Here is a 26,579-nt window from a genome sequence, read left to right as displayed (position 1 = left end):
ATGGCACTATACCGTGCCCCCCGAGAGCGTGATACCATTTTGTCCTTCATTCAGGGACTTGAAGGCAATCGACAGGATGACCCCGCAGCAAAAGTATCAGCAGGATTTGCAGCGCCCCGGCTTCGTGGCCGACCCCGCCCAGGCGATGGCAGTGGCCCGTCTGGAGCGACTCTATCAGGATTTGTGCCAAACCCCGACTCCGACCAGATCTCGCGGCCTGCTGGGCTGGCTGCAAAAGCCGAAACCCCGCGCGCCCATCCTGGGTCTATATATGTGGGGCGGAGTGGGCAGAGGCAAGACCTGGCTGATGGATACTTTTTTCGACAGCCTGCCGGGAGAGCGCAAGTTGCGCATTCACTTCCACCGTTTCATGCACCGGGTGCATGACGAACTCAAGGGGCTGACCGGTCAGGCCGATCCGCTCAAGCTGATCGCCAGCAAGCTGGCCGGCGAGACCGACGTCATCTGCTTCGATGAATTTTTTGTCTCCGACATCACCGACGCCATGCTGCTGGGAACGCTGTTCCAGGAGTTGTTCGGCCACGGGGTGGTGCTGGTGGCGACCTCGAACATACCACCGCAGGATTTGTATCGAAATGGTCTGCAGCGCGCCCGTTTTCTACCGGCGATTGCGCTCATCGAGCGCCATTGCGAGATACTTAACGTGGACGGCGGCACCGACTATCGCCTGCGTACGCTGGAGCAGGCGGAGATTTATCACTTCCCGCTGGATCTGCAGGCAAAATCCAATCTGGATCGCTATTTTCGGCAGTTAACCGGGTTGGAAGAGGCCCGGGCGGGCAGTGTCGAGATCAATCACCGTCAGCTGGCGTCGCTGGGGATGGGAGAAGGTGTGCTCTATATGGAGTTTGAGCAACTTTGCTGTACTCCCCGCTCACAGGGCGATTACATCGAGCTGGCCCGGCTGTTTCACACCGTCCTGCTGGCCAATGTGCAGCCAATGGGGGCGGGCACGGATGACGCGGCGCGCCGCTTCATCGCCATGGTGGACGAGTTCTATGAGCGGCACGTCAAGCTGATCATATCGGCGGCGGTGCCCATGCAGGAACTCTATGGCAACGGGCTGCTGAATTTCGAGTTCAAACGTTGTCTTTCACGGCTTCAGGAAATGCAATCGCACGAATACCTTGCCAGAGTGCACCTTCCTTAGTCACAATACCGCGCCTGCCAGTCGGATGGGCATCTGCGGCAGGTAGGGCCGGGCGACATTTGCTAGCTTCATGGCAGTGAAATTAGCAGGTGATATTTAAGGCAACTTCACTTATAATCGCCCGGCCCACGTTACAGCTGTCGATAAGACAGCAACACTTTAAGCTTTACTTGTATTCGAAGGGGTACAGGTAGGCCATCGTTTGTTGTTTGTGGGAGAGCCCCCATAAGCAATTGGGTCTGTAACAGGTAATTGGGTTTAACTTAATGAAAACTTTCGTTGCCAAGCCAGAAACCGTAAAACGTGACTGGTACATTGTGGACGCAGAAGGTAAAACTCTGGGTCGTATCGCAACCGAGATCGCTGCTCGTCTGCGTGGTAAGCACAAAGCTGAGTACACTCCGCACGTTGACACCGGTGATTACATCATCGTTGTAAACGCTGAGAAGGTACACGTAACCGGTAAGAAATTTACCGACAAAATGTACCATGCTCACTCCGGTTTCCCGGGTGGTATCAAGTCCATCAGCTTCGACAAGCTGATTCAGCGTAAACCGGAAATGGTAATCGAAGCTGCCGTCAAAGGCATGCTGCCGAAGGGTCCTCTGGGCCGTGCCATGTTCCGTAAGCTGAAAGTTTACGCAGGCGCCGAGCACGCTCATGCTGCTCAGCAACCTCAAGTACTGGATATCTAACGGGAACTGGCAACAATGGCAGAAAATCAATACTACGGTACCGGCCGTCGCAAAAGCTCCACTGCTCGCGTATTTATCAAAGCGGGTAGCGGTAAAATCGTAATCAACCAGCGCTCCCTGGAGCAGTACTTCGGCCGTCCGACTGCCCGCATGGTAGTTCGTCAGCCGCTGGAACTGGTTGAGATGACCGAGAAACTGGACCTGTACATCACCGTTAACGGTGGTGGCATCTCCGGTCAAGCTGGTGCGATCCGCCACGGTATCACTCGTGCTCTGATGCAGTACGATGAAACCCTGCGTTCCGAACTGCGTAAAGCAGGCTTTGTTACTCGCGATGCCCGTAAGGTTGAGCGTAAGAAAGTCGGTCTGCACAAAGCTCGTAAGCGTCCGCAGTACTCCAAGCGTTAATTCGCTTTTGGTACGCACTCTCGCGAGTGTCAAAAAAGCCTGGCCATGTGCCAGGCTTTTTTTATTGGTAATATTACCAACGGCATTGCTAACACCACGTCACAAAAGACAAAAAATTGTGTATTTATTGTTTTTGACCTTCGCTTCTCTTTCTTGTCAAGTTGTTATCTTTTCTTTAAAATTCCCTCGGTTTTTCTGTGACAATTGTAACTCCGCTTCCGCCGCTGTTGTCACGGAAGAAAGGGGAACAGGGACACAATAAGAATGTGCGGAGTCCACATGGGAGAGTTTTTGGATGAGCAATGCGCCAGTTGATACCGGTCGCCGCAGATTTCTTACCTGGTCAACGGTCGCCGTTGGTGGGGTAGGAGCTGCTTTTACCGCAGTGCCGTTTATTAAGTCATGGAACCCGAGTGCCAAAGCCAAAGCGGCGGGTGCTCCGGTCGAAGTGGATATCAGTAAGTTGGAACCAGGCCAGCTCATCCGTGTTGAGTGGCGAGGCAAGCCGGTCTGGGTGGTGAAACGCACCAAGCAGACGCTGGATGCCCTGGCCGCGCACGACGACAAGTTGCGCGATCCGGCTTCCGACGAGCCCCAGCAACCCGACTATGCCCACAACGGTTACAGATCCATCAAGCCGGAGATCTTCGTGGCCGTCGGTATCTGCACTCATCTGGGCTGCTCCCCCTCCTATCTGCCGGACAGCTTTGGCGAGCAGGTGCAGGGTGTGACCTCAGGCTTCTTCTGCCCCTGTCATGGCTCCAAGTTCGACATGGCTGGTCGAGTGTTCCAGGGGGTGCCCGCACCCTTGAACCTGGTCATTCCGCCGTACAAATATCTTAGCGACACCACCATCCTGGTCGGTGCCGATGGCAAGGAGGCCTGACCATGTTTGCCAAACTGATGGGCTGGATTGATTACCGCTTTCCGCTCACTGCCATGTACAACGACCACATGGCCAAGTACCCGGCGCCCAAGAACCTGAACTTCTGGTACTTCTTTGGCTCGCTCGCCATGCTGGTGCTGGTCAACCAGATCATCACGGGTATCTGGCTGACCATGAACTACAACCCCTCCGCCGAAGGTGCCTTCGCCTCCGTGGAGTACATCATGCGGGATGTGGACTACGGCTGGTTGCTGCGCTACATGCACTCCACCGGCGCGTCTGCGTTCTTCATCGTGGTCTATCTGCACATGTTCCGCGGCATGATCTACGGCTCCTACCAGAAGCCGCGCGAGCTGCTGTGGATCTTCGGCATGTTGATCTTCCTCTGCCTGATGGCGGAAGCCTTCATGGGCTATCTGCTGCCGTGGGGCCAGATGTCATTCTGGGGGGCCCAGGTCATCATCTCGCTGTTTGGTGCCATTCCGGTCATCGGTGACGATCTGACCCTGTGGATCCGCGGTGACTACGTCATCTCCGGCGCTACCCTGAACCGCTTCTTCGCACTGCACGTCATCGCCCTGCCGCTGGTACTGGTGATGCTGGTTGCCATGCACATCCTGGCGCTGCACGAAGTGGGTTCCAACAACCCGGACGGCATCGACATCAAGAAGCACAAGGACGAGAACGGCTGGCCGCTGGATGCGGTGGCATTCCATCCCTACTTCACCGTCAAGGACATGATCGGTGTCGCAGGCTTCCTGTTCCTGTTCTGCGCCATCATCTTCTTCAAGCCGGACATGTGGGGTTATTTCCTCGAGAAACCGAACTTTGAAGTGGCAAATGGTCTGAAGACCCCGGCACACATTGCGCCTGTCTGGTACTTCACCCCCTTCTACGCCATCTTGCGGGCAGTGCCTGACAAGCTGCTGGGCGTCATCATGATGGGGCTCTCCATCGTGGTGCTGTTCCTGCTGCCCTGGCTGGATCGCTGCAAGGTACGTTCGGTGCGTTATCGCAGTACCCTGCACAAGCTGAACATAGCCCAGTTCGTGGTCTGCTTCATCATTCTCGGGGTGCTCGGCGTCTTGCCATCGACTCCGACCCTGACGCTGATCGCCCAGATCTGTACCCTGGGTTATTTCGGGTTCTTCGTCCTGTTGTTCTTCTACAGCAAGAATGAAAGCACCAAGCCGCTGCCGGAGAGGGTGACATTTAAATGAAAAGAATAATTTTTGCAGTGCTGACCCTGCTGCCGTCGCTGGTGTTTGCCAACACCGGGGCTGTGCACCTGGACAAGGCGAACTACGACCTGAACGACAAGGCGTCGTTGCAGCGTGGTGCGGCCACCTTCATGAACTACTGCTTTGGCTGTCACAGCACCCAGTACCAGCGTTACAACCGGGTGGCGGCAGACATCGGTATTCCGGAAGATCTGATGGCGGCCAACCTGATCGTCAATGGTGCCAAGATCGGCGATCTGATGGAAAACTCGGTGCCGGACAAGGATGCGGCCAAATGGTTTGGCGCCCCGCCCCCCGACCTGACGCTGGTTGCCCGGGTGCGTGGTGCCGACTGGATTTACACCTACCTGCGCTCCTTCTACGTGGATGAGACCCGTCCGTTTGGCGTGAACAACGTGGTATTCCCGTCCGTGGGCATGCCCCATGTGCTGGAGCCGCTGCAAGGCACGCCCCGCGCCGAGTTCGCGACCCACACCGTCGACGGAGTGGAAGTACAGCAGGTTGTCAGTGTCAAATCTGACGGCAACGGTGAAATGAATAACGAAGAGTATGATCAGACGGTACTGGATCTGGTAAACTTCTTGGTCTACTCGGCTGAACCGGTACAACAGGAGCGCGAACGCATGGGCTTCTGGGTACTTGGCTTCATCGTGATCTTCTTCATCTTCACTGTGCTGTTGAAGAAGGAATTCTGGCGCGACGTTCACTAAGCGACCAGATCCGGGTAATATAATGCACGGCAATGAAGACCAAGAGGCTTCATTGCCGTTTCTGCTTTTTAATGACGGGAGGGTTCAATGGCTGTAGCTGCCAATAAGCGTTCGGTAATGACGCTGTTTTCCGGTACCAACGATATGTTCAGCCATCAGGTGCGCATTGTCCTGGCGGAGAAGGGTGTTAGCGTAGATATCTGCCAGGTTGACCCAAGCAACCTGCCGGATGAGCTGGCCGAGCTGAACCCCTACAACACCGTACCGACCCTGGTCGATCGCGAGCTGGCGTTGTACACCTCACGCATCATCATGGAGTATCTGGACGAGCGCTTCCCGCACCCGCCCCTGATGCCGGTCTACCCTGTGGCCCGCGGCAACAGCCGTCTGATGATGCATCGTATCGAGCTGGACTGGTATTCTCTGGCCGACAAGATCATGGCGGGTACCGACGTGGATGCGGCGCGTGCCGAACTGCGAGACAACCTGCTGGCCATCGCTCCTATCTTCGGTGAAATGCCCTATTTCATGAGCGAAGAGTTTGGCCTGGTCGACTGCTACATGGCCCCGCTGCTGTGGCGTCTGCCGAGCCTCGGCATCGACTTCACCGGTCGTGGCGCCAAAGAGCTGAAGGCCTACATGGTTCGTCTGTTCGAGCGCGAGTCTTTCCAGGCTTCCCTGACTGAAGCCGAGCGCGAGATCCGTGCCGGCGTATGAGCATGGAACCGACAATGACACCCAGTCGCCCGTACCTGCTGCGGGCGTTCTTCGACTGGTTGCTGGATAACGATCTGACCCCACATCTGGTGGTCAACGTCAACATCCCTCATGTGATGGTGCCGATGCAGTTTGTCCAGGATGGACAGATAGTGCTTAACATCGCCCCTCGTGCGGTAGGGCAGTTCCACATGGATAATGAGGCCATCAGCTTCAGCGCCCGTTTTGGTGGTGTCTCCCAGCAGGTTTACATCCCGATGGCGGCCGTATTGGCCATCCATGCCCGGGAAAACGGCGTGGGTACCCTGTTCCCGCCCGAGCCGGGTTATGACCTCTGGCTGGAACAAGCCGAAGCACCGGTGGAACCCGAGCCGGAACCGCCGCGTCCGAGCGGTCGTCCGACCCTGAAGGTCATCAAATAAAAAACGCAGCCAACTGGCTGCGTTTTTTTATGCCGGGAGTCGTCAGTACTAGTTCTGGGCGAACTCGAAGGCCTTAATCACGCGCTTCACGCCGCTGACGTGGCGGGCGATCTCGACGGCATGATCCCCTTCCTGGCGGGTCACCAGGCCAATCAGGAACACCTCGCCATTCTCGGTGACCACCTTGACCTTGGCACTGTCAAAATTCTTGGCGCCCAGCATGTCTGCCCGCACCTTGGAGGTGATCCAGGAGTCATTGCTGCGAACCCCTATGCTGACCGGCTGGCCGAGGCGCAATTCGTTGTAGACATGGCGCACCCCCTCGATGCGGGCCACTATCTTGCCAGCTTCGAGCTTGTAAGCGTCAGACGGTGTCTGGCCGACCAGCAGCACGCGGCCGTTGTTGCTGTAGACGCTGATCTTGCTGGCCGCGCTCAGCGGCTTGTTGTCAGCCAGCAGGTTGGCCGCTTTCAGCTCGATAGCCTGATCGTCCCACTGGGCGCCCAGGGTGCGACGATCGCCGGAGGCTTTGGCCGTGCCGGCGGCACCGCCTACCACTACGGCCGCGCAGCCTTGCAGCAGTAGGGTGCCGGCCAGCAGGCCGAGCAGGAGCATTTGCTTGTTCATGGTTTCAATCTTCCTGTTGCGGGAAAAGAGTCTGGTCGATGAGATCACACAGGCAGTGCAGGGTCAACAGGTTCACTTCCAGAATGCGGGGTCGACGAGCCGACGGTACCCGGATCTCCACGTCGTTGGGACCGAGCAGGCCGGCGATCTCGCCGCCGTCACCACCGCCCAGCACCACTATGGTCATGTCGCGGGAGAGGGCGGCTTCGGCGGCCTTGATCAGGCTGCGGCTGTTGCCGGTGGTGGTTATGACCACCAGGATGTCGCCGGGCTGACCGAGCGCCCGGATCTGCTTGGCATACACCTCTTCAAAACCGTGATCGGTAGCGATGGCGCTGATGGTGGCCATGTCAGGGGTCAGCGCCATGCCGGGCAGGGAAGGGCGCTCGGTTTCGTAGCAGTTGACCAATTCCGAGATGAACAGCTGGGCCAGCGCTGCGGAAGGACCGTTGCCGCATGCCATCACCTTGTGGCCATTGAGCAGGCAGATGGTCAGCATCTGGGCTGCGGTATGGATGGCATCCGGCAGCGCCTCGGCGGCGGCTATCTTGGTCTGGATGCTCTCGGTGTAGTTCTCTTTGATGCGGTCAGTCATGGGGTCCTCTTAAAATGCGTTCTGGAGCCAGTCTGGCTGGTCGCCCTCGAACGCGATCACATCGAATCGGCAGGCCTGGCTGGCCTCGTTGATGGCATGTTGCTTGAAATAGTGGCGCGCTGCCAGCACGATCTTGTGCTGCTTGCGCCGGGTGACCGAGGCGGCGGCGCCGCCATGGCTGGTCTGGGCGCGGTAACGGACCTCGACAAACACCAGGGTCTCCCCCTGGCGCATGATGAGATCGATCTCGCCGCCCCGGCAGCGGTAGTTGCGGGTCACGGGTTGCAGGCCGCGGGCCTGCAACCAGCGCTCCGCTAGCTGCTCAAAGTGCTGTCCCTTGCTCGGTGCTGACGGGAACAGGTTCTGCCACTGCTGGTGCATCCGTGCCAATAGACCCTTCATGGGGGGCTCCCTCGAGCTGAGGCATGGCACTGTCGCTGACCAGCTTGCCATTCTGGTAGGTGGCCCAGTCCAGTACCCGCACTATGTTGCCGCTGGCATCCACGCTCAGCTGGCCGCTCATGCCCGGCTGCTGCATGGCATTGACCTTGCGCATCTGCTGCAGGTTTTCCGCCAGCGCCACGGCATCGTAGCCCAGCGCGAACAGGCGCAGCAGGTCACCTTGGGTTTGGGGCCAGAGCAGGGCGATCTGTTCGCGCTGCTTCTCATAACCACCCAGCAGCAGCGGCATGTCGGAGATATGCATGCCGTTGAGCTCGGAAGCCACTTCGGTGGTGGCGCTGTCATAGCTGCGCGAGCTGCTGTAGATCGGCAGGCTGCCCATCGGATTGACCGAGATGTCCACATACGGCTTGATCATCCGGGTCTCCAGGCTGTTGGCGACCACATAGACCACGTCGATGCTGCGCGGCGCCGTGTCAGCAAGCTGTACCACTTCGCCGGCCCGGGCGGTGGAGCGACCGCTCAGGGCGTTCTTGACCATGCCCTGCACTTCGTTGCGAGCGCCGAAGGTGGCGACGACCGGCTTGTCCTGGCTCACGGTGGCCCAGGCCTGTTCAAACGCCTTGATGCTGCCATAACCGATCCGCCCCTGGGCGGCGATCAGCAGCGGCTTGCGATAGCCCTGACCATAGAGGTACTGGGCGGCCTGCGCTGCATCGGCAGCGGCGGAGAGGGAGAAGTAGAAGGTGTTGTCGTTGACGATCGGCTTGTCCAGCTCGTTGAGAGCCAGCACCGGCACGGTCGGATTGGACTTGAGCAGCTCCTCGACCCGGTCTTTGAGCAGCGGGCCGATGATCATGTTGGCCCCTTCCTGAATCGCCTGTTTGTAGAGCTCGCCCATCGACTTGGTCTGGGTGTCGTAGAAGTTCAGGGTGAACTGGCCCTGATTCTCCTTGTAAGACATCAGCATGCCGTTGCGGATGGCGGCGCCCTGAGGCTCCAGATTGCCGGAGAGCGGCAGGAACACGGCGATCTGCTGCAGGGTATTGATGTCGCTGGTCGCCAGATCACCCAGACCCGCCGGCATGTCTGTCTGGGCCGGGTGGTTCGGGAAGGCCTGCTTCCAGCCTGCCAGCTGGCGGGCCAGCTGATTGGGCTGGGCGCCGAACTCGTTCACCAGTGCCGCCAGTCGCAGCCAGCCGGTAGTCACATCGGGAGCCGGCGCCTCTTCCAGTGCCTGCAGGGTGGAGGGGGTCATGCTTTTGAGCAGTGACCAGATTTGCTGGTGATTGGTGGCCAGCTCATTCTGGGCCAGATAGGGCTCCAGCAGGATCAGTGACTTGGCGGCACCGAACTTGTTGTTGATGTCCAGTTGCAGCACCACCCGCTGGCGATACCAGTCTTTCTGGGTATCGGCATCCAGCGCCACCTCGGGCTTGCCCTCCAGCAGGATCAGCGCCTGATTGGCGTTACCCTGGGCGAGCAGCAGGTGAGCCTGCAACAGTTGCAGCTGGGCTTTTTGCTCGGCACTCTGGCCCTGCTTCTGCAGTTGCTGGAACAGGGCCGCGGCCGGCTTGGCCTGACCGAGCGCCAGATAGCTGCGCGCCGCCATCACCTGCCAGGTGAAGGCCTCGGCCGGTTTGGCCGGATCCACCTGTGCCAGATACCACTGGGCATTCTTGGTCAGATCCGAGAAGGCCGACGGCATGCCGGATTGTCCGGCTGATTGATTGGGCTCCGACGCACAGGCGGCAAGCAGTACTGCCGCGAGTAGGATGCCGAAGAGTCGTGATACACTTAGCTGCTTTGTAACCCGGTTCAAGTTCATTCCCCGACCAGTGTTGAAATTCTCCATAGTGTAAACGGGCCAATATGGCGACACAATTGTCGGGACACTCGGAGCTCCCATGAGTGACATCCCAACCCTGTACATAGTCCCCACCCCGATCGGCAATCTGGCTGACATTACCCAGCGTGCATTGGACATTTTACGCAGTGTCGATCTGGTGGCTGCCGAGGATACCCGCCATACCGGCATCCTGCTCAGCCACTATCAAATCTCGGTGTCCACCTTCGCGCTGCACGATCACAACGAACAGCAGAAGGCGGACGTGCTGATCGGCCGGATAAAAGAGGGCAAGAGCGTGGCCCTGGTCTCCGATGCTGGTACGCCACTCATCAGCGACCCCGGTTATCACCTGGTCACCCGTTGTCGCGAAGCCGGGGTCAAGGTAGTGCCGCTGCCCGGCCCCTGTGCCGCCATCACGGCGCTGTCAGCTGCCGGGCTGCCCACCGACCGGTTTGCCTTCGAAGGATTCCTGCCGGCAAAAGCCAAGGGCCGAGACGACCGTTTGCAGGCGGTGATCGAAGACACCCGCTCACTGGTGTTCTACGAATCCCCGCGTCGGGTGCAGGACACGGTGGAAGCAATCGCCCGCATTCTCGGCGAACGCCAGGTGGTGGTGTGTCGCGAGTTGACCAAGACCTTCGAGTCGATTCACGGTCTGCCTGCCTCCGAGATGCTGGTCTGGCTGGGTGAGGACGAAAATCGCTGCCGCGGCGAGATCGTGCTGGTGGTCGCGGGGGCCAATAAAACGGAAGAGGAGCTGCCGGCCGAGGCGATCCGCACCCTGGGTCTGCTGGTTGCCGAACTTCCGCTCAAAAAAGCGGCGGCGCTCACCGCCGAGATCCACGGGGTGAAGAAGAACGCGCTCTACAAGTACGGCCTCGAACATTACTGAGGCGGGTAGATGCAGGCCGGAGGCCAGCCTTGGCGTTCTCTCGAGTGCGATTAACTCGGTCAAAACTCAATTGCAGGTTTACCGGAGGTGTCGGACAAGGCTATAATCCGCGCCCGGAGTTGGCTGGGCAATCGCTGCTTCGTCGTTGTGTCCCTCGGGACAGACGGGCGGAGGGGAGGAAAGTCCGGGCTTCATAGGGCAGGGTGCCAGGTAACGCCTGGGGGGCGTGAGCCTACGACCAGTGCAACAGAGAGCAAACCGCCGATGGCCCGCAAGGGATCAGGTAAGGGTGAAAGGGTGCGGTAAGAGCGCACCGCGCGACTGGCAACAGTTCGTGGCACGGTAAACTCCACCCGAAGCAAGACCAAATAGGCCCCTATTGGCGCGGCCCGCGTTGGGGGCGGGTAGGTTGCTTGAGCCAGCGAGCGATTGCTGGCCTAGAGGAATGATTGCTACCCGGGGCAACCCGGTACAGAACCCGGCTTACAGGCCGACTCCGACCTATTCAAGGTATGCAAATACCAACTAATCCCGGCACCTTCTGGTGCCGGGATTTTTATTATGGAGTTGCGGGCCTGGTGCGTGGCGCCTTTTAGGGTTTTGTAATAAAGTTCTCGCCCATTCTGGTCGCTCTAAGTCGGCTGGACTATCTGTACCGATCACATGGCTGGCCTGATAGACGCCTTTGTGGCTGTAAGGTGAAATAAGAATGGCTAAGGTGGATTTTGAATGTCATCAAGCGGCGTAATGCTCACACCTTCCCGGTTGCTCTGTGCACAGCGGGGCAAAACTCTTCCCCATTACGATCTTCTTGGTATTGAACGTGCCGACCAGGAACGACTCAAACAAATCAATGCCCTGTTGGGAACCTTTTCTCTGCAAGCGGCAGGGTGTATGGCCCAGCTTTTCAATAGTGCGGATTGTGAACTGAATTATCAGGAGTTCACCGTGCTGGCATCTCCGGAGCATGACGACGGTCTTATCTGGGTTGAAGCTCGCAGTGCACTCGATGCGCATCGGGTTGCCTATTTTTCTATCTCGCCGGCCGTCATATATCGCCTGGCCGTACTCTTTTTTGGTGGTGCATTGCGTGACCAGAGCGAGGCTCCCTCCCATGGTAAAGGGCTGACCGATACTGAGCAGCGGCTGATGCTGCGTCTTTGCCAATATCAGGTCGACATCTGGTCTTCATGTCTGGGACTGGGCGATCTTGATTGGCAGCTGACCTTGATTACCCGCGATGCATTACCGCAATCACGGTTGTGGATGGCAGAGGCCAACCTGACCGTGGGCAGTTTTGCCCATGATTGGCGGCTCTGGCTGGTACCACCTGCCGAGAGTAACGGTTGCTCTGTGGGACATGATTTGCAAGATGGTGCATTGGAGCAAGCATTGACACATGTGCCAGTGCGGTTGCGCGTGGTCATGGGACAACTCTCCATGACACTGGCCGATCTGGAGTGCCTCAAGGTAGGCGATGTGCTCTCGCTGGATCTACCTGAGGTAGTTCCGGCCCTGATTGGCAATCGTTCCTGTTTCAGCGGACGAGTCGCCGAACATAAAGGCAACCTGGTCTATCAGGTCGCGACAGTTGTAGAGGAATAATCACATCATGAACGAGCACAATATGAACGACCCGCTGGACCTGGATGGACTGGATCAACTGTTTGGTGATGATATCAGCATGCCGAGTGCCGCCGATTACATGTCCCCCACCAGTAGCAGCAAGCAGCGTGATCTCTCCTTTTTTCGCCAGATCCCGGTCAAAGTGACATTGGAAGTGGCCAGCACCGAAGTGCCTCTCGGTGATTTGATGCGTGTTGAAGAGGGGGCCGTGATCGAGCTCGACAAGTTGGCTGGTGAACCGCTGGATGTTCGAGTCAACGGCCGACTGCTGGCCAAGGGCGAAGTGGTCGTGGTCAACGGCAAATATGGCCTGCGTCTGGTAGATGTGATCGACACCAACCTGCTGGGTGGCATGGACGACTGATGCGCCATCTGCCGTTTGCTCTGCTGTTGTTTTCGCTGCCCGGCTGGGGGGCGGATATGACGCTGTTCTCAGTACTGCCAGGGGCGGGTGGTGGCGAGGACTACAACATCAAGTTGCAGATCCTCTTCTTCATGACCCTGTTGGGATTGTTGCCGACTCTGTTGCTGATGATGACGAGTTTTACTCGTATTATCATAGTGTTGGCAATTTTACGGCAGGCGATGGGATTGCAGCAAAGCCCGCCTAATAGGGTGTTGATCGGTATCAGCCTGATCCTGACGTTGGTCATCATGCGTCCGGTCTGGACCGATATGTATCAGAACGCGTTTGTTCCCTACGATCAGAACGAAATTACCTTGTCGGAAGGGCTGGCCCGGGCTGAAAAACCGCTGCGTCACTTTATGCTGGCCCAGACCCGGGAGCCGGATCTGGAGCAGATGCTGCGGATCTCCGGTGAGCCCACTACCCTCAGCAAGGCCGACGTCCCGTTCGGTGTCTTGTTGCCGGCGTTTGTGCTGAGCGAGCTGAATACGGCATTCCAGATCGGATTCATGTTGTTCATCCCCTTTCTGGTGATCGACCTAGTGGTGGCCAGCGTGCTGATGGCGATGGGGATGATGATGTTGTCCCCTCTGATCATTTCGTTGCCATTCAAGCTGATGGTGTTCGTGCTGGTAGACGGCTGGTCGATGACGGTCGGTACGCTGGCGGCCAGCTTTGGCGGGGGAAGCTGACATGACGCCGGAGCAGAGTGTTGCGCTGGTTGGCGGTGCCGTCAACCTGGTCGTGGTGATGGTGTCGGTGCTGATTGTTCCCGGCCTCATCATCGGCCTCATCGTCAGCGTGTTCCAGGCCGCAACGCAGATCCAAGAACAGACCCTCAGCTTTCTGCCTCGTTTTTTGGTAACCCTGATGACGCTCATCTTTACCGGAAACTGGCTGCTCTCCCAAATCACTACCCTGTTCCACGATCTGTTTTTGAAGATACCCGGACTGATCGGATGAATTCTCTGCTGTCCCTCAGCGCAGCCGACCTGACGGCCTGGTTGGGGCAGTGGTGGTGGCCGTTCATCCGGATCGCCACCGCCTTCTGGGTGATGCCCATCTTCGGTGATGGCCGGTTGCCGCCTCAGGTTCGTCTATTTCTTGCCTTCATCATCAGCCTGCTGCTGGCGCCCATGCTCAAGGGCATGCCCGTGGTCGACCCTTTCAGCACGGGGGCGCTGGTGCTGACCATAGAGCAGTTATTGTTTGGACTGCTGTTCGGGCTTTGTGTCCAGATGCTGTTCATGATCATGACCATGGCCGGTCAGATCCTCTCCATGCAGATGGGGCTGGCGATGGCGGTGATGAATGATCCCAGCAACGGAGATACGGCCCCCATTGTCAGCCAGCTGATGCTTATCTTCTGCTCATTGTTGTTTCTCGGCCTGAATGGCCACCTGGTCACGCTGGACGTGCTGGTGCAGAGTCTGCGGAGCTGGCCACCCGGCTCCTCGCTCGATCTGCTGGACATGAAAGGGGTCATCGGTCTGTTTGGCTGGAGTATCGGGGCCGCGCTTATCCTGACTCTGCCAGCCGTGGTTGCCATGTTGATGGTCAACCTTACCTTCGGGGTGATGAACAGAACCGCCCCTTCCCTGAATATCTTCTCGCTGGGCTTTCCGATGACGCTGATGCTGGGTCTGCTGACCATGGCCATTTCCATCAGCGGTGTGCCGGCTCGTTACCTTGATCTGGTGACCTATGTGCTGGAACAGCTCAGGGCACTGACACCTTCATGAGTCAGAACAGCGCTCAGGACAAAACCGAAGAGGCTTCTTCCCAGAAACTGCGCAAGGCACGGGAAGAGGGGCAAATTGCGCGCTCAAAGGAGCTGAGCTCGGCCGGGCTGCTGTTGCTGGGGGGGCTCGCCATGCAATGGATGGTGCCCAGCTTCGGCAACTTCTTCGCCGAGCTGATGAAACGCCCCCAGCGTTTCGACTGGCAGGGGGCCCGGGATCCCCAGATGATGCTCCACTGGACGGCAGAAGCCCTGCTCAGCATGTTGTGGGTCTTGCTGCCTCTGTTCGGTTTTCTGGCCCTGCTGCTGGTGCTGCTCAGCATTGTTCCGGGCGGCATGGTACTGACCTGGAAGAAACTCCTGCCCAGTGTGGAAAAAATCAATCCGCTCAAAGGGCTTAAACGGATGTTCTCGTCTCACAGCATGATGGAGCTGCTCAAGTCGATACTCAAGATCCTGCTCATTGGTTCGACATTGGCCTTGATGTTGCAGCATCAGTGGCCCTTGCTGATGATGATGAACCGCATGCCTCCCCAGGCTGCGATGGAGCAGGCGCTGCGCATTCTTTCACAGGCATTTATTTTGCTTGGTTCCGTGCAGATGCTGATTGCCGTGCTGGATGTGCCCTATCAGCGCTGGTCGTTGAACAAGCAGTTGCGCATGACCAAGCAGGAAGTCAAGGATGAGCACAAGAATAGCGAAGGCAGACCCGAGATAAAGGCCAAGATCCGTCAGGTTCAGGGGATGCTTGCCAGGGCGCGCATTGAACAGCGTGTGCCGCAGGCGGATGTGATCATCGTCAACCCGACCCATTATGCGGTGGCCATCAAGTATGACCCTGCCCGGGCCAATGCACCCTATGTGATTGCCAAAGGGGTCGATGGCATGGCGGAACGGATCCGCCAGGTCGCAAAGCAGCATGACAAGATGGTCATGAGTCTGCCTGAGCTGACCCGGGCCATTTACTACTCCACCCGGGTGGACCAGGAGGTGCCGGCGGGCCTCTACACCGCGGTCGCCTATGTGCTGAACCATGTATTGCAGTTACGGGCCTATGCGGCTGGCAAGGGGAAAAAACCCAACCCTCTTGCGCCTTTGCATGTGCCGCCCGAGTTACGTCAACCTGAGAGGTAAGTTGTGAACTGGCGTGTATTGACCAAATCCTATACCGCGATCCCCATGATGCTCCTGGCCATTCTGGCCATGATGATCCTGCCTCTGCCGGGTTGGCTGCTGGATGCTCTGTTTACATTCAACATAGTGTTGGCGGTGCTGGTGTTGCTGGTCTCGGTCTCGGCTCGTCGACCGCTCGATTTTTCCGTGTTTCCGACCGTTCTGCTGGTTGCCACCTTGATGCGACTGTCGCTGAACGTCGCTTCTACCCGGGTGGTGTTGTTGCATGGTCATGAAGGGCATGAGGCCGCGGGCAAGGTCATTCAAGCCTTTGGTGAGGTAGTGATCGGTGGCAACTATGTCGTCGGTCTGGTGGTCTTCGTGATCCTGATGATCATCAACTTCGTGGTGATCACCAAGGGGGGAGAGCGGATCTCCGAAGTATCCGCCCGTTTCACCCTGGATGCCATGCCGGGCAAACAGATGGCGATCGATGCCGATCTCAATGCCGGCACCCTGGATCAGCATCAGGCGCGGGCAAGGCGTGATGAGATCGCGAGGGAAGCTGACTTCTACGGTGCGATGGACGGCGCGTCCAAATTCGTGCGTGGTGACGCCATTGCCGGTCTGCTGGTGCTCATCATCAACCTGGTTGGCGGTTTGGCCATCGGTATTTTCCAGCACTCTCTGCCAGTTGCTGAAGCGTTCCAGAGCTATGCACTGCTCACTATCGGTGATGGTCTGGTTGCCCAGATCCCCTCCCTGCTGATGTCCACTGCAGCGGCCATCATAGTGACCCGGGTCAGTGATGAAGGAGAGATGTCTGATCAGGTGGGTCAGCAGATCCTGGCATCGCCCCGGGTAATCTACACTGCGGCTGCCATCATGCTGATCCTGGGTCTGGTACCCGGTATGCCCATGCTGGCATTCCTCAGCTTCGCTGCCGTACTGGCCTGGGCTGGCTGGAGCGTGAGCAAGCGTCGGGCCAATGAACCGGATCTGGATGCCGCGCAAGAATTGACTCGTCAGCTGGTCCAGCCGGAACCGCAGGGGCTGGAGTGGCAGGATTTGCTGCCGGTCGATGCGGTTGCCATTGAACTGGGTTACCGGCTGGTACCACTGGCTGAGGCCGACAAGGGGGCTGAATTGCTGGCGCGGGTGCGGGGCATTCGTAAAACCTTGTCAGAACAGTATGGTTTTCTGCTGCCCGAAATCCGGGTACGTGACAACCTGCAACTGCAGCCGGATCAATACCGGATCAAGCTGTCAGGTGTAGGGCTGGCGACCGGTAACGTGGATTGCCAGCGGTTGATGGCGATCAGCAGTGGTGAAACCTATGGTGCGCTGGACGGTGAGCTGACCCAGGATCCGGCCTATGGCATGAGTGCAGTCTGGATCTCGCCTGAGAACAAGGCCAAGGCGCTGAACCTGGGCTACTCGGTGGTTGATTCTGCGACCGTCATCGCCACTCATGCAAGCAAGCTGCTCAGGGAGCAGCTGGATGGATTGTTCGGTCATGACGAGGTCGGTAAGCTTGGCCAGCACCTGGCTACCCAGTCTCCTCGGCTGGCGGAAGAACTGAATCTGGCGCTGACCCAAATGCAGCAATTGCGAGTTTTTCGTCAACTGCTCAAGGAGCAGATCAGTCTGACCGATATCCGCACCATTGCCACTACCTTGCTGGATGCGAGTGAGTTGACCAAGGATCCGGTTCTGCTGGCCTCCGATGTGCGTTGTGCACTCAAGCGCCAGATTGTCAGACAGGCCATCGGCAACCGGGATGTACTGGCCACCTTTACGCTGGATGATCGGCTGGAGCAAACCTTGCTGGCGGCCATGAACCAGTCCCAGCAGCAAGGCAAGATCCAGCTGGACAGTTTTCCGGTTGATCCTCAGTTGCTGGCGCAATTGCAGCAAAACATGCCGCTGGTGAAGGAGCAATTGCAACAGCAGGGACATGCTCCCGTGTTGGTGGTCATGCCTCAACTTCGCCCCTTGATGGCACGCTATGCCCGTTCATTTTCAAAAGGCCTCAAAGTGCTCTCTTATAATGAAATTCCGGAGGATTTACGGGTGGAAGTTATTGGCACCTTGGGCTGAAGCGGAACTGCCATGTTAATGAACTGACAGGAAGATGATATTCCGCATATCTACTTGAATTGTCATTGGAAGCCGTTATGATGTGACTGTTTTTGACGCACTTGATGTTAAAAATAAATAACAAATATAACAATTCACATGTGCCATGCAGCTCCCATCGAATAGGTGGTGCCGCCTTGTCCCAATACGGACAGTCGCATGATAAAGGCAAACTGAACTGAAAAGTCAGGACGCAAAGCCTCCGGTCTAATAGCAGGAATGCTAATGATAGCGGGGTTACCAAGGCTATTGTCACCGCCTTGATATCACCTCTCACCCAATAAATGACGTCTTTTTCGGCGCCTTTTGGGATGGTGCGCTTTTATTTTTGACACATCAGTTCTGTTGATTGGTTTGTCCACAATCACGGGTTCGGGTTCCTATGCTTTCGGATTTATCTACCAAAAAAAACTCAAGGCCAATCGCTATTGAGAGTGCTCCCCATTTGTTATTGATTGGCTCTTTGTTATCAAATGGAAACGATATTGCTGGAATATTGTTGGCTCATGGCTATAACATTTCCTGTGTTGATTCCATCAGCAAATCAAAATCAATTCTCGCTGATAATTCAGTTAATCTGATCCTGCTCGATATGGATGCCATGACCGAAGCAGGTCCGCAATTGGTACATGATTTCAGTGGCACTGATTGCATGGTGTTGGTCAACGAACATCAAGCCTATCTTGCGGCGGAAGCGATGCGGGCGGGGGCCATCGACTACATCATCAAACCCTTCAGTGGTCAGCAGATGGTTGATGCAGTGAAGGGGGCGCTGCGCTTGCGTCAATCCATTCCCAATCTGATCGCTGTCTCCGCCATGAGCCTGCAAGTGCTGCAACTGGCCCGCCGCGCGGCCAAGACCCCTGCTACCATTCTGATTGGTGGTGAGTCCGGTACTGGCAAGGAGCGACTGGCCCGTTATATCCACGACATGTCCAGCCGGGCCGGTCGACCATTCGTTGCCATCAACTGCGCGGCTATCCCCGAATCCATGCTCGAGTCCATTCTGTTCGGCCACAACAAGGGCGCATTTACCGGTGCAACGGGAGCCCAGGCCGGGAAATTCGAGCAGGCCCAGGGAGGCACGTTGCTGCTCGACGAAATCTCCGAATTGCCGTTGACGCTGCAGGCAAAATTGCTGCGGGTCTTGCAGGAGAAAGAAGTTGAACGGCTCGGCAGCCATCAAACCATTGCGCTGGATGTCCGGATCATCGCCGCCAGCAACAAGGATCTACGCACCCTCGTCATGGCAGGTCAGTTTCGGGAGGATCTGTTCTATCGCCTCGATGTGCTGCCCATGAGCTGGCCTGCGTTGCGTGAGCGCCCCGACGACATATTGCCGCTGGCGGAATACTTCGTTGAACTGCATGCCCCGCAGCAGGGCTATCGCCTCAGTGAAAATGCGCGCAAGCAACTGCTGACATACGGCTGGCCCGGCAATGTCAGGGAGTTGGACAATGTCATACAACGTTCATTAATCATGGCTCGCGGATTGCATATTCAGGCCGTCGATTTGATGCTACCCAGTTATACCATTGAATCCGACGATGCGTTGCCGGAAGTACTTTCCGCCCCGGAAGGGCTGAGTGAGACTCGCCGCTATGCAGAATTTCAATTTGTACTAGAGACCTTGCGCCGCTTTCGCGGCCATCGGACCCGCACGGCTGAAGCCCTTGGGATGACGACCCGGGCACTGAGATACAAGCTGGCGGCCATGCGTGAGCAGGGCATAGATATTGAGCAGCAGCTTCAAAACTAAGGGATAAACCGAGTGAAGATTGAAATGATGTCATCACAGGTGACGCTCTTGCAGCAGATGCAGGAGATGCAGCGAGTCGCCAGCCAAACCCCTGTTATCGAATCAAATGATGTCTCGAACGTATCATTCGGTGACGCCATGCGCGATGTGGTTGGCCGGGTCAACGAGCAACAAAATATCGCCTCACGGCTGATGACTGCCGTGGATGCGGGTCAGAGCGATGATCTGGTTGGTGCCATGGTTGCCAGCCAGAAAGCGGGCCTCAGTTTCTCCGCCCTCATGCAGGTGCGAAACAAGCTGATGACCGGTTTCGACGACATTATGCGTATGCCACTCTGAGGTAAGTGATGACTGAACTGGTAACGTCCCCGCAAGGGGCTTCGGATTCCTTCAGAACACGCGTCCAGGAGGGGTTGCGCAACTGGCGCAGTCTGTCCCGCGACAACAAATCCATTCTGACCATAGCGCTGCTCGCCGCCATCGTGGCGGGTACCATAGTGGTGATCCTGTGGACCTCCAGCAAGAACTACGTCCCTCTTTACGGCAAGCAGGAGTTGTATGACACGGCCAACATCATGGAGATGTTGGAGAAAGAGCAGGTGCCATTCAGGCTGGAGAAGAGCTCCGGCCAGATCCTGGTGCCGGAAAATCAGCTGGCCCATGTGCGCATGGCGCTGGCGGCCAGAGGGGTGAGGGCCGCCATGCCAGCCGGTCTGGAAGGGCTGGACAATGTGACGGGCCTCGGGACCAGCGAGTTCATGGAGGGAGCCCGTTACCGGCATGCGCTGGAAGGAGAGCTGGCGAGAACCATCATTTCACTGGATGCGGTGCGCAGCGCCCGCGTGCATCTGGCGATCCCCAAGCGGACACTGTTCGTCGGCCGGGATGAAGAGAAGCCCAGTGCGTCCGTCATGCTGGACCTGCAGCCTGGTCAGGCCATGGAGCCTGGACAGGTCGAAGCGATCGCCAATCTGGTAGCGGGCAGCATCTCCGGCATGAAGCCGGGGGCAGTGACCATAGTGGATCAGGCAGGTCAGCTGCTCAGCGCCGAACTGGGAGACAAGGCTGGCTTTGGCAAGCAGAGCGTGCAGCAGATGGAGTACGTACGCAAGCTGGAGCAGTACATCCGTCAGCGCGCCAGCGACATGCTCTATCCCATGCTGGGCACCGGCAACTTCAGGGTACAGATTGCTGCCGACGTGAACTTCAATGCGGTAGAGGAGACCCAGCAGCAGCTGGATCCACAAGGCGTGGTCACCAAAGAGTCCAGCAAGTCGGACAAAACCATCGATGCGCTGGCATTGGGGATCCCCGGCGCCTTGTCCAATCGCCCGCCCGAAACGACGCCCAAGAGTGAACAACCAGCCCAGAACCAGGGGGCGGCCAGCGCAGAAGCCCAGAAGAACGATTCTCGTACCGAGCGCCAAGAGGTCAACAAGCAGTACGAAAACAGCCGCACCATAGTACACACCCGCTACCAGCAGGGTCGCCTGGAGAAGATGAATGTCTCCATCTTGCTGAACCAGCAGAGTGCCCCCAAGGGTGGCTGGAATGAGCAGCAGCTGGAGCAGATCCGGCAGATGGTGGAGCGTTCGGTGGGGTTTGACGATACCCGTGGTGATCAGATCAGCCTGCAGGTATTCGATTTTACCGGTGCCGTGCCGATCGCTCCGCCCGAGTCGAGCTGGTGGGAAACCCCGTACTGGCAGGACTCTCTGCGTTACCTGGTGGGCGGCTTGCTTGGCCTGACGCTGGTGTTCTTCGGCATCAGACCGTTGGTCAAACATCTGGTGCGTACCCAGCAGTTGCCGGAGGAAACCGCGACCGAGGAGCAGGATGAGCCGCTGGAACCGACTGTGGGTCTTTCCATGCGTCGGGATGATGATGCGGCTCTGGCTGCCCCCGCGATGGGCAATGGTTTGATCCGCTCTGACAACCAGATGGAACCGCAGTTCTCCTCGCTGGATCTGGAGGCTTTGCCGGAGCCTGGCTCCGAACTTGAAGTACAGCTCAAACACCTGCAACTGCTGGTGGAAAAAGACACGGCGCGCGTCGCGGAAGTGGTCAGATCATGGGTGAGTGGCAATGAACAACGTTAACCTGAACCAAAACGCCGTCGACATCGACATCGACAATCTGGAGAAGGCCGCGATTCTGCTGCTGAGCATGGGGACCGAGGCCGCCGCCAAGGTGATGCAAAAACTGTCCCGTGATGAGGTACAACGACTTATCTCCAAGATGGCCGGCCTGTCAGGGGTCAGTTCGATGGAGGCCAAGTGGACGCTGCAGCAGTTCTTCAATCAGTACCGTGAACAGAGCGGCATCGGCAGCGCCTCACGCGAGTATCTGGAACAGACGCTGGATCTGGCGCTGGGCCAGCGCCTCTCCCGCAGCCTGCTCGACAGCCTGTATGGCGACGTGATGAGCCAGGACATCCAGCGTTTGCAGTGGGTACCCGCCGAGGTGCTTGCCCGTTTCTTCCGCAATGAACATCCACAGATGCAGGCCGTGTTGCTGGCCTTCCTGCCCCCGCAGACGGCATCCGCCGTGCTGGATGCTCTGCCGGGTTCGGTACACGACGATCTGCTGGTTCGTGTCGCCAGTCTCAACAGTGTCAGCGAACACGTGCTGGGAGAATTGCGTCTGACCCTGGACCGCTGTCTGGCTTACGTTGCCGATCAGTCGGGAGCCAAGGTCAACGGGGTGCGCCAGGTGGCGGACATTCTGAACCGCTATCAGGGTGACAAGGAACAGATGCTCTCTCTGCTGCGCGAACACGATGGTGACATGGCGCTGGAAATCGAGAAAAACATGTTCGATTTCATGGCGTTGCGTCGTCAGACCGACGAAACCCTGCAGCGTCTGGTGCAAGAGCTGCCAGGCGATCTGCTGGCGCTGGCACTGAAAAATACCGAGGCCAGCTTCCGCAAGGTGGTGCTGGGAGCCATGCCGAAGCGGATGGCACAGGCGCTGGAAGCCCAGATCCAGGGACAGGGCAGCGTCTCTCTGCGCAAGGTCGAACAGGCCCGCGAAGAGGTGATGCAGCTGGTCCGCGAATTGGTGGAGCAGGGCGAAGTCGAATTCCAGCTATTCGAAGAACCCACCGTCAATTAACAGGAGGCGTCCATGAGCCACAGTGTGCGCAAGCTGGCGGCGGGAGCTACCCGTCTCTACCGTTTTCCGTCGTTGGGACAGAGTGGAGAAGAAGCACAGAGCCAGCAGGAACAATTCGAATTCGGCTATCAGCAGGGTCTGGAACAAGGTCACGACGAAGGGTATCAGTCAGGGTACCAACAGGGCCTGACCAGCGGTCTGGTGGAAGGGGAAGCCAAGGGGCTGCAACAAGGGCAAACCCGCGGGTTTGCCCAGGGACTGGCGGAAGGGCGAGCCTCTTTCGATCAGGCCATGGTGCCGTTTGCCAAATTGCAGGCGCAGTGGGAGTCCCTGACCCGCAGTCGCATGCAGGAACAGAAGGAACTGGTTGCCCGGCTGGTTGCCCAGGTGGCGAAGCGGGTGATCCAGGCCGAGTTTACGCTCAATCCGCAACAGGTGCTCAAGCAGGTAGAACAGGCATTGGCGAGTCTGCCCGCTACCTCGGAAGAGCTGGTGATCTATCTCAGCGAAGGGGATCGTCAGCGACTGGCAGAGCAGGGGGTGACCCGCTGCGAGGGGTGGCCATTGCAGGTGGACCCGGCACTGGGCATAGGCGATGCACGCCTGGAGACCCGGGCTGCAGTCATAGAGGTCAACACGAGCGAACGCCTTGCCGCCTGCATGGAGCAGCTCAACAGCACACTGGAATTGCCCCAGGATGCATGAAGCCCTGCAACAGGCGCTCACATCGGCGCTGGATAGTTTTGACGATGTCCCCGGCTTTCGCCGCTATGGTCGGCTGGTGAGGGTGACGGGGTTGACGCTGGAGGTGGTGGGCTGCCAGCTGGTGATGGGTCAGCGTTGCCGGGTCGATACTGCGACAGGCACGCCATTGTTGGCTGAAGTGGTGGGTTTCAACCGTGATGTCTCCTATCTGATGCCGCTGCAACCAATGGGTGGTCTCTATGCCGGTGCCCGGGTGCTGCCCATCGACGGAGAAGAGACGATTCGGGTCGGTGAACACCTGCTGGGGCGTGTCGTCGATGGCCTGCTGCAGCCACTGGATGGCCGGCCGCTGCGCGATGAGGGGGAGCATGTGGCGCTGTTCTCTTCCCCTCCGAACCCTTTGCTGCGTACACCGGTCCGTGAGCCGCTGGATGTCGGCATCCGTGCCATCAACGGCCTGCTGACGGTCGGCAAGGGACAGCGGCTGGGCCTGTTTGCGGGCTCGGGGGTCGGCAAGAGTATGTTGCTCGGCATGATGACCCGCAATACCACCGCCCGGATAGTCGTCGTCGGCCTGATTGGTGAGCGGGGACGCGAGGTTCGCGAGTTCATCGAGCACAGCCTGGGGGCGGAAGGGCTGGCTCGCGCCGTGGTGATAGCGGCGCCAGCAGATCAGTCACCGTTGATGCGGCTGCGGGCGGCTCAGCTGTGTCACCGTATCGCCGAGTACTTTCGTGAGCAGGGTCAGGATGTGTTGCTGTTGATGGACTCTCTGACCCGCTATGCCCAGGCCCAGCGTGAAATAGCCTTGGCAATAGGGGAACCGCCCGCGACTCGAGGTTATCCGCCATCGGTATTCAGCATGCTGACCCAGCTGGTGGAACGGGCTGGTAATGGTACGCACCCGGATGGTTCCCTGAGCGCCTTCTATACGGTGCTGGCGGAGGGGGATGATCAGCAGGATCCCGTAGTGGATTCGGCCCGCGCCATTCTGGATGGTCACATAGTGTTGACCCGCAGGCTGGCGGAGGAAGGTCACTATCCAGCCATCGACATTGGTGCCTCGGTCAGCCGTGTAATGCCGCAAGTGGTGCCTGCCGAGTGGCAGCAACTGGCTGTCACGCTGCGTCAACTGTGGGGTCGCTATCAGCAGGTGCGTGAGCTGCTGCCGCTAGGTGGTTACCAGCCGGGCGCCGATCCCCAGATGGATGAAGCTGTGCAGCGTTATCCAGCCATTGCCGCCTTCCTGCAGCAAGGCATCCACGAAGAGACCCCTCTCGCCCAGGTCACCGCTGGGCTCAGACAAGTGCTCGGAAGGCAATAAGGGGCTGCCGTGCTGAAGTCTTATCTTGGTTTGCAGCAGGATGCGCTGGAAAACATGGGCAAGGAGCGTCAACGACTGCGGGAAGATGCCATGTGCGAAGAGCAGCGGGCATTGCGATTGCAGGAGATCATTGGCTCATTGCACAGTGGCTCGGCAACTTTTCACCCTCTTTTGTGGCAGAACAAGCATCAGATGGATGGTCAGCTGCGGCAACTGCTGGCCCATCAAATACAGCAGTCTGCTCTGGCCAGACTCGATCTGGAGCGACACGAGGGAGAGGTGCTCAAACAGTTTGGGCGGGTCAAAGGGCTGGAGCTGTTGCTGGATAAACGTGAACAGGTACAGCAGCGGCAGCTGGAGTCGCGCGATCAACGCCAGCTGGATGAGCTGGCCAGTCTGCGGCATCGCATGCTGAAAGGGGAGTAGGGATTAATCCGGAAAGCGTTCCTGCTGCCCATAGGCGGGTTCCTGACCCAGCAGCGTATTGATGGTTTCTATCTGGCCGGCCAGCAAGCGGCCGTTGAGCTCGTTCTGACGCAGACATTGCTGCAACAGCTGTTCCAGCTGCAGCCACTGCTTGGCAACCTTGTGTTGCAGGTTGGCGGGCAGTTTTTCGATGAGTGCCGCCATCCCCTTTTCATCAGGCTTCAATCCCAGCGCCAGCAGATGCTGGCAGCGTTGTTGCGCCTGTTGCTGTACCTGCATCATCAGTTGTGTTTGCTGCTGATTATGTTCAGCCAGCGCGTCGACGTCGTGAGCGGCCAGCAGACTGTGCTGGCGCTGCAGCAGTTGTTGTAGGGCGCCATAGCGGGTGCCGTCTTGCTGAATGCCCAGGATCAGCTCTTTGACCCTCTGCTTGGCGTCCATGCTCATCGACGATGCATGTCCAGAATGGCCTGGCCCAGCGCATCCATGTCGAGTTCGAGCTTGCCCTCGCTGATGGCTTGGCGGATCTGGTTGACCTTGTCCATGTCCACATCGGAAGTCGTAGCCAGCTCGGCCCTCGCCTGATTCACGAACTGGGCCGTGGTGCTGATCTGGGCATCTGCCTGGCTGGCGCGTGGTTGCGACGGAGTGGATGGTGCTTCCTGCTTGCGTTGCAGCTGGGCCTGAACATAGAGCGGGTCGGTGCGTGTGATCTTCATAACGTCAATTCCTGATGGTCTATCTATGACAAGCGACCCAAGGTCGATGTAACTTAAATCAAACCCGTACTTTGTGTTAAAAACGGGTTTCAACTTCTCCCTTGTCGATCACCCAGGCCTGGATTTCCTTGCCCGAACTCAGATTTTTCACCCGAATTCCTTCGCCGATGGCCCCGTTCGCCAGTGCACGTCCCCGTGTTGTGGCGGAAAATCCATCCTGGCCAGCCCGGATCAACACCCCTTCACCTTCCCGTATGGCCCAGGCTTTCTGCAAATCCAGTTCACCAATCAGCTGACCCATCCGCAGGTTGCGGTTGCTCTTGTTGCCCACCAGAGACTCTGAGGTGGGTACAAAGCCACGTTGCAACCGGCTGACCTCAAGTGATTTTTCGATCAGATCGCCCGGTCGGATGACATGGCCTCTCGGCAGCTCCTGTGCCGTCACCCAGACCGGCAGCATCAGTGTCACCTCGACCCTGGCCCTGATCTGCCAGGCCGGGTCGACGCACTCTGCCAGATAGGGTCGTCGTCCCCAAGGCTGACGGTACAGACCGCCGGCCTGCAGGCGGATAGGTTGCGAACAGTCGGGCAGATGGGAGACTGCCGGGGAGATCCAGACCTGATATTCCGCTTCGGGTGCTGGCCAGCCTTGCTGCTGCAGATAGGCATGCAGGGCCTGGCTGGCATCCTCCTGTAACAGCGCTTCAAGCTGCCGGGTCAGGGCGGTTGGCTCGGCCTGCAGTGACCATGACAGCAGCCACAGGGCCAGCAGGTTGCTTCGCTTCCATACGGGAAACAGTGCTTCCCCTTTTATCCGTGTTATCAGCCACTGTTGACGCTGTAACCAGCGGAAATAAAGGTTCTTCATGGTTGGCATGAGTCTTGATAAAGA

General features: G+C 58.0%; 30 protein-coding genes, 1 other RNA gene and 1 riboswitch. Of the genes, 24 read left to right on the top strand and 7 right to left on the bottom strand.

What is annotated here, in order from left to right; genetic code table 11:
* The first annotated feature begins 76 nt into the window (after positions 1-76).
* The 8 genes from zapE to R2E40_RS20700 all read left to right on the top strand — a co-directional run bounded on the left by zapE (position 77) and on the right by R2E40_RS20700 (position 6,250).
* A complete protein-coding gene (gene zapE, locus R2E40_RS20735) occupies positions 77-1,171 on the top strand; it encodes a cell division protein ZapE (RefSeq protein WP_016352189.1) in 1,095 nt (364 codons plus the stop codon).
* A 266-nt stretch (positions 1,172-1,437) separates the two neighbouring features.
* Positions 1,438-1,866 carry a 50S ribosomal protein L13 gene (gene rplM / locus R2E40_RS20730; RefSeq protein WP_005336289.1) on the top strand — a complete coding sequence of 143 codons (429 nt, stop codon included), beginning with the start codon at positions 1,438-1,440 and terminating at the stop codon, positions 1,864-1,866.
* A gap of 15 nt (positions 1,867-1,881) precedes the next feature.
* A complete protein-coding gene (gene rpsI, locus R2E40_RS20725) occupies positions 1,882-2,274 on the top strand; it encodes a 30S ribosomal protein S9 (protein WP_005336286.1) in 393 nt (130 codons plus the stop codon).
* 295 nt (positions 2,275-2,569) lie between these two features.
* Complete coding sequence (gene petA, locus R2E40_RS20720; protein ID WP_011707597.1) at positions 2,570-3,160, top strand: ubiquinol-cytochrome c reductase iron-sulfur subunit; 591 nt, start codon at positions 2,570-2,572, stop codon at positions 3,158-3,160.
* A gap of 2 nt (positions 3,161-3,162) precedes the next feature.
* Positions 3,163-4,380: a cytochrome b gene (locus R2E40_RS20715; RefSeq protein ID WP_011707596.1), complete on the top strand. Its 1,218-nt coding sequence runs from the start codon at positions 3,163-3,165 to the stop codon at positions 4,378-4,380.
* Entirely contained in the window at positions 4,377-5,111 is a 735-nt protein-coding gene (locus tag R2E40_RS20710) for a cytochrome c1 (RefSeq protein WP_011707595.1), read from the top strand. The genes R2E40_RS20715 and R2E40_RS20710 overlap by 4 nt, the downstream gene beginning before the upstream one ends.
* Before the next feature lie 87 nt (positions 5,112-5,198).
* Entirely contained in the window at positions 5,199-5,828 is a 630-nt protein-coding gene (gene sspA / locus R2E40_RS20705) for a stringent starvation protein SspA (protein WP_318164292.1), read from the top strand.
* Positions 5,825-6,250: a ClpXP protease specificity-enhancing factor gene (locus R2E40_RS20700; RefSeq protein WP_017409380.1), complete on the top strand. Its 426-nt coding sequence runs from the start codon at positions 5,825-5,827 to the stop codon at positions 6,248-6,250. Before sspA ends, R2E40_RS20700 begins: the two co-directional genes overlap by 4 nt.
* Positions 6,251-6,298: 48 nt before the next feature.
* Here R2E40_RS20700 and dolP read toward each other — a convergent pair whose 3' ends face one another.
* The 4 genes from dolP to R2E40_RS20680 are packed head-to-tail and all read right to left on the bottom strand — an operon-like array spanning position 6,299 to position 9,582.
* The gene (dolP, locus tag R2E40_RS20695; protein ID WP_024945441.1) at positions 6,299-6,877 is read right to left on the bottom strand and encodes a division/outer membrane stress-associated lipid-binding lipoprotein; all 579 of its coding nucleotides are present in this window, start codon (positions 6,875-6,877) and stop codon (positions 6,299-6,301) included.
* Positions 6,878-6,881: 4 nt separating this feature from the next.
* Positions 6,882-7,472 (bottom strand): SIS domain-containing protein, encoded by a 591-nt coding sequence (locus R2E40_RS20690; protein WP_005305871.1) that lies wholly within the window; start codon positions 7,470-7,472, stop codon positions 6,882-6,884.
* A gap of 9 nt (positions 7,473-7,481) precedes the next feature.
* Entirely contained in the window at positions 7,482-7,874 is a 393-nt protein-coding gene (locus R2E40_RS20685; RefSeq protein WP_274277505.1) for a YraN family protein, read from the bottom strand.
* Positions 7,795-9,582 (bottom strand): penicillin-binding protein activator, encoded by a 1,788-nt coding sequence (locus R2E40_RS20680; RefSeq protein WP_318164291.1) that lies wholly within the window; start codon positions 9,580-9,582, stop codon positions 7,795-7,797. The genes R2E40_RS20685 and R2E40_RS20680 overlap by 80 nt, the downstream gene beginning before the upstream one ends.
* Positions 9,583-9,781: 199 nt before the next feature.
* On the opposite strand from R2E40_RS20680, the gene rsmI reads away from it, so the two are divergent.
* The 16 genes from rsmI to lfiJ all read left to right on the top strand — a co-directional run bounded on the left by rsmI (position 9,782) and on the right by lfiJ (position 24,968).
* On the top strand, positions 9,782-10,615 hold the full coding sequence (gene rsmI, locus R2E40_RS20675; RefSeq protein WP_318164290.1) for a 16S rRNA (cytidine(1402)-2'-O)-methyltransferase: 834 nt from the start codon (positions 9,782-9,784) through the stop codon (positions 10,613-10,615).
* Positions 10,616-10,730: 115 nt separating this feature from the next.
* Positions 10,731-11,117: RNase P RNA component class A (gene rnpB / locus R2E40_RS20670), an RNA gene on the top strand.
* A 227-nt stretch (positions 11,118-11,344) separates the two neighbouring features.
* Complete coding sequence (gene lfiM / locus R2E40_RS20665) at positions 11,345-12,220, top strand: lateral flagellar motor switch protein LfiM (protein ID WP_029302030.1); 876 nt, start codon at positions 11,345-11,347, stop codon at positions 12,218-12,220.
* Positions 12,221-12,227: 7 nt separating this feature from the next.
* Positions 12,228-12,605 (top strand): lateral flagellar motor switch protein LfiN, encoded by a 378-nt coding sequence (gene lfiN / locus R2E40_RS20660; protein ID WP_017409386.1) that lies wholly within the window; start codon positions 12,228-12,230, stop codon positions 12,603-12,605.
* On the top strand, positions 12,605-13,339 hold the full coding sequence (fliP, locus tag R2E40_RS20655) for a flagellar type III secretion system pore protein FliP (RefSeq protein WP_318164289.1): 735 nt from the start codon (positions 12,605-12,607) through the stop codon (positions 13,337-13,339). The genes lfiN and fliP overlap by 1 nt, the downstream gene beginning before the upstream one ends.
* Position 13,340: 1 nt before the next feature.
* Complete coding sequence (lfiQ, locus tag R2E40_RS20650; RefSeq protein WP_005305849.1) at positions 13,341-13,610, top strand: lateral flagellar biosynthetic protein LfiQ; 270 nt, start codon at positions 13,341-13,343, stop codon at positions 13,608-13,610.
* Positions 13,607-14,389 carry a lateral flagellar biosynthetic protein LfiR gene (lfiR, locus tag R2E40_RS20645; protein WP_017409389.1) on the top strand — a complete coding sequence of 261 codons (783 nt, stop codon included), beginning with the start codon at positions 13,607-13,609 and terminating at the stop codon, positions 14,387-14,389. Before lfiQ ends, lfiR begins: the two co-directional genes overlap by 4 nt.
* A complete protein-coding gene (gene flhB, locus R2E40_RS20640; protein ID WP_318164288.1) occupies positions 14,386-15,522 on the top strand; it encodes a flagellar biosynthesis protein FlhB in 1,137 nt (378 codons plus the stop codon). The genes lfiR and flhB overlap by 4 nt, the downstream gene beginning before the upstream one ends.
* Before the next feature lie 3 nt (positions 15,523-15,525).
* Positions 15,526-17,601: a lateral flagellar biosynthesis protein LfhA gene (lfhA, locus tag R2E40_RS20635; protein ID WP_318164287.1), complete on the top strand. Its 2,076-nt coding sequence runs from the start codon at positions 15,526-15,528 to the stop codon at positions 17,599-17,601.
* A gap of 196 nt (positions 17,602-17,797) precedes the next feature.
* A riboswitch (cyclic di-GMP riboswitch) is annotated at positions 17,798-17,885 on the top strand.
* Positions 17,886-18,022: 137 nt separating this feature from the next.
* A complete protein-coding gene (lafK, locus tag R2E40_RS20630) occupies positions 18,023-19,399 on the top strand; it encodes a lateral flagellar response regulator transcription factor LafK (RefSeq protein ID WP_318164286.1) in 1,377 nt (458 codons plus the stop codon).
* 12 nt (positions 19,400-19,411) lie between these two features.
* Positions 19,412-19,738: a lateral flagellar hook-basal body complex protein LfiE gene (lfiE, locus tag R2E40_RS20625; protein WP_017409393.1), complete on the top strand. Its 327-nt coding sequence runs from the start codon at positions 19,412-19,414 to the stop codon at positions 19,736-19,738.
* A 17-nt stretch (positions 19,739-19,755) separates the two neighbouring features.
* Positions 19,756-21,498 carry a lateral flagellar M-ring protein FliFL gene (gene fliFL / locus R2E40_RS20620; RefSeq protein ID WP_318165577.1) on the top strand — a complete coding sequence of 581 codons (1,743 nt, stop codon included), beginning with the start codon at positions 19,756-19,758 and terminating at the stop codon, positions 21,496-21,498.
* Complete coding sequence (fliGL, locus tag R2E40_RS20615) at positions 21,485-22,513, top strand: lateral flagellar motor switch protein FliGL (protein WP_017409395.1); 1,029 nt, start codon at positions 21,485-21,487, stop codon at positions 22,511-22,513. The genes fliFL and fliGL overlap by 14 nt, the downstream gene beginning before the upstream one ends.
* A gap of 12 nt (positions 22,514-22,525) precedes the next feature.
* Complete coding sequence (lfiH, locus tag R2E40_RS20610) at positions 22,526-23,218, top strand: lateral flagellar assembly protein FliH (RefSeq protein ID WP_318164285.1); 693 nt, start codon at positions 22,526-22,528, stop codon at positions 23,216-23,218.
* The gene (gene lfiI / locus R2E40_RS20605) at positions 23,211-24,542 is read left to right on the top strand and encodes a lateral flagellar FliI-like assembly ATPase LfiI (protein ID WP_318164284.1); all 1,332 of its coding nucleotides are present in this window, start codon (positions 23,211-23,213) and stop codon (positions 24,540-24,542) included. Before lfiH ends, lfiI begins: the two co-directional genes overlap by 8 nt.
* A 9-nt stretch (positions 24,543-24,551) precedes the next feature.
* Entirely contained in the window at positions 24,552-24,968 is a 417-nt protein-coding gene (gene lfiJ, locus R2E40_RS20600; protein WP_318164283.1) for a lateral flagellar protein LfiJ, read from the top strand.
* A gap of 3 nt (positions 24,969-24,971) precedes the next feature.
* Here the strand turns inward: lfiJ and lfgN are convergent, their stop codons facing one another.
* From lfgN to lfgA, 3 genes are all read right to left on the bottom strand, one after another.
* Positions 24,972-25,415: a lateral flagellar protein LfgN gene (gene lfgN / locus R2E40_RS20595; RefSeq protein WP_045525723.1), complete on the bottom strand. Its 444-nt coding sequence runs from the start codon at positions 25,413-25,415 to the stop codon at positions 24,972-24,974.
* The gene (gene flgM / locus R2E40_RS20590; protein WP_045525721.1) at positions 25,412-25,687 is read right to left on the bottom strand and encodes a flagellar biosynthesis anti-sigma factor FlgM; all 276 of its coding nucleotides are present in this window, start codon (positions 25,685-25,687) and stop codon (positions 25,412-25,414) included. The genes lfgN and flgM overlap by 4 nt, the downstream gene beginning before the upstream one ends.
* Positions 25,688-25,763: 76 nt before the next feature.
* Positions 25,764-26,564 (bottom strand): lateral flagellar basal body P-ring formation protein LfgA, encoded by an 801-nt coding sequence (gene lfgA, locus R2E40_RS20585; protein WP_318164282.1) that lies wholly within the window; start codon positions 26,562-26,564, stop codon positions 25,764-25,766.
* Between the last annotated feature and the right edge of the window lie 15 nt (positions 26,565-26,579).

Origin of the sequence: Aeromonas sp. CD, from assembly GCF_033349375.1 — a bacterium.
Lineage (GTDB): Bacteria > Pseudomonadota > Gammaproteobacteria > Enterobacterales > Aeromonadaceae > Aeromonas > Aeromonas hydrophila.
This window is presented reverse-complemented; position numbering and strand designations above follow the sequence as displayed.

What these genes read in the sequence shown, in the direction of transcription:
- zapE (WP_016352189.1), top strand. Translation starts at nt 77, where the DNA reads ATGACCCCGCAGCAAAAGTATCAGCAGGATTTGCAGCGCCCCGGCTTC.
- rplM (WP_005336289.1), top strand. Translation starts at nt 1,438, where the DNA reads ATGAAAACTTTCGTTGCCAAGCCAGAAACCGTAAAACGTGACTGGTAC.
- rpsI (WP_005336286.1), top strand. Translation starts at nt 1,882, where the DNA reads ATGGCAGAAAATCAATACTACGGTACCGGCCGTCGCAAAAGCTCCACT.
- petA (WP_011707597.1), top strand. Translation starts at nt 2,570, where the DNA reads ATGAGCAATGCGCCAGTTGATACCGGTCGCCGCAGATTTCTTACCTGG.
- R2E40_RS20715 (WP_011707596.1), top strand. Translation starts at nt 3,163, where the DNA reads ATGTTTGCCAAACTGATGGGCTGGATTGATTACCGCTTTCCGCTCACT.
- R2E40_RS20710 (WP_011707595.1), top strand. Translation starts at nt 4,377, where the DNA reads ATGAAAAGAATAATTTTTGCAGTGCTGACCCTGCTGCCGTCGCTGGTG.
- sspA (WP_318164292.1), top strand. Translation starts at nt 5,199, where the DNA reads ATGGCTGTAGCTGCCAATAAGCGTTCGGTAATGACGCTGTTTTCCGGT.
- R2E40_RS20700 (WP_017409380.1), top strand. Translation starts at nt 5,825, where the DNA reads ATGAGCATGGAACCGACAATGACACCCAGTCGCCCGTACCTGCTGCGG.
- dolP (WP_024945441.1), bottom strand. Translation starts at nt 6,877, where the DNA reads ATGAACAAGCAAATGCTCCTGCTCGGCCTGCTGGCCGGCACCCTACTG.
- R2E40_RS20690 (WP_005305871.1), bottom strand. Translation starts at nt 7,472, where the DNA reads ATGACTGACCGCATCAAAGAGAACTACACCGAGAGCATCCAGACCAAG.
- R2E40_RS20685 (WP_274277505.1), bottom strand. Translation starts at nt 7,874, where the DNA reads ATGAAGGGTCTATTGGCACGGATGCACCAGCAGTGGCAGAACCTGTTC.
- R2E40_RS20680 (WP_318164291.1), bottom strand. Translation starts at nt 9,582, where the DNA reads ATGCCGTCGGCCTTCTCGGATCTGACCAAGAATGCCCAGTGGTATCTG.
- rsmI (WP_318164290.1), top strand. Translation starts at nt 9,782, where the DNA reads ATGAGTGACATCCCAACCCTGTACATAGTCCCCACCCCGATCGGCAAT.
- lfiM (WP_029302030.1), top strand. Translation starts at nt 11,345, where the DNA reads ATGTCATCAAGCGGCGTAATGCTCACACCTTCCCGGTTGCTCTGTGCA.
- lfiN (WP_017409386.1), top strand. Translation starts at nt 12,228, where the DNA reads ATGAACGAGCACAATATGAACGACCCGCTGGACCTGGATGGACTGGAT.
- fliP (WP_318164289.1), top strand. Translation starts at nt 12,605, where the DNA reads ATGCGCCATCTGCCGTTTGCTCTGCTGTTGTTTTCGCTGCCCGGCTGG.
- lfiQ (WP_005305849.1), top strand. Translation starts at nt 13,341, where the DNA reads ATGACGCCGGAGCAGAGTGTTGCGCTGGTTGGCGGTGCCGTCAACCTG.
- lfiR (WP_017409389.1), top strand. Translation starts at nt 13,607, where the DNA reads ATGAATTCTCTGCTGTCCCTCAGCGCAGCCGACCTGACGGCCTGGTTG.
- flhB (WP_318164288.1), top strand. Translation starts at nt 14,386, where the DNA reads ATGAGTCAGAACAGCGCTCAGGACAAAACCGAAGAGGCTTCTTCCCAG.
- lafK (WP_318164286.1), top strand. Translation starts at nt 18,023, where the DNA reads ATGCTTTCGGATTTATCTACCAAAAAAAACTCAAGGCCAATCGCTATT.
- fliGL (WP_017409395.1), top strand. Translation starts at nt 21,485, where the DNA reads ATGAACAACGTTAACCTGAACCAAAACGCCGTCGACATCGACATCGAC.
- lfiH (WP_318164285.1), top strand. Translation starts at nt 22,526, where the DNA reads ATGAGCCACAGTGTGCGCAAGCTGGCGGCGGGAGCTACCCGTCTCTAC.
- lfiI (WP_318164284.1), top strand. Translation starts at nt 23,211, where the DNA reads ATGCATGAAGCCCTGCAACAGGCGCTCACATCGGCGCTGGATAGTTTT.
- lfgN (WP_045525723.1), bottom strand. Translation starts at nt 25,415, where the DNA reads ATGAGCATGGACGCCAAGCAGAGGGTCAAAGAGCTGATCCTGGGCATT.
- flgM (WP_045525721.1), bottom strand. Translation starts at nt 25,687, where the DNA reads ATGAAGATCACACGCACCGACCCGCTCTATGTTCAGGCCCAGCTGCAA.
- lfgA (WP_318164282.1), bottom strand. Translation starts at nt 26,564, where the DNA reads ATGCCAACCATGAAGAACCTTTATTTCCGCTGGTTACAGCGTCAACAG.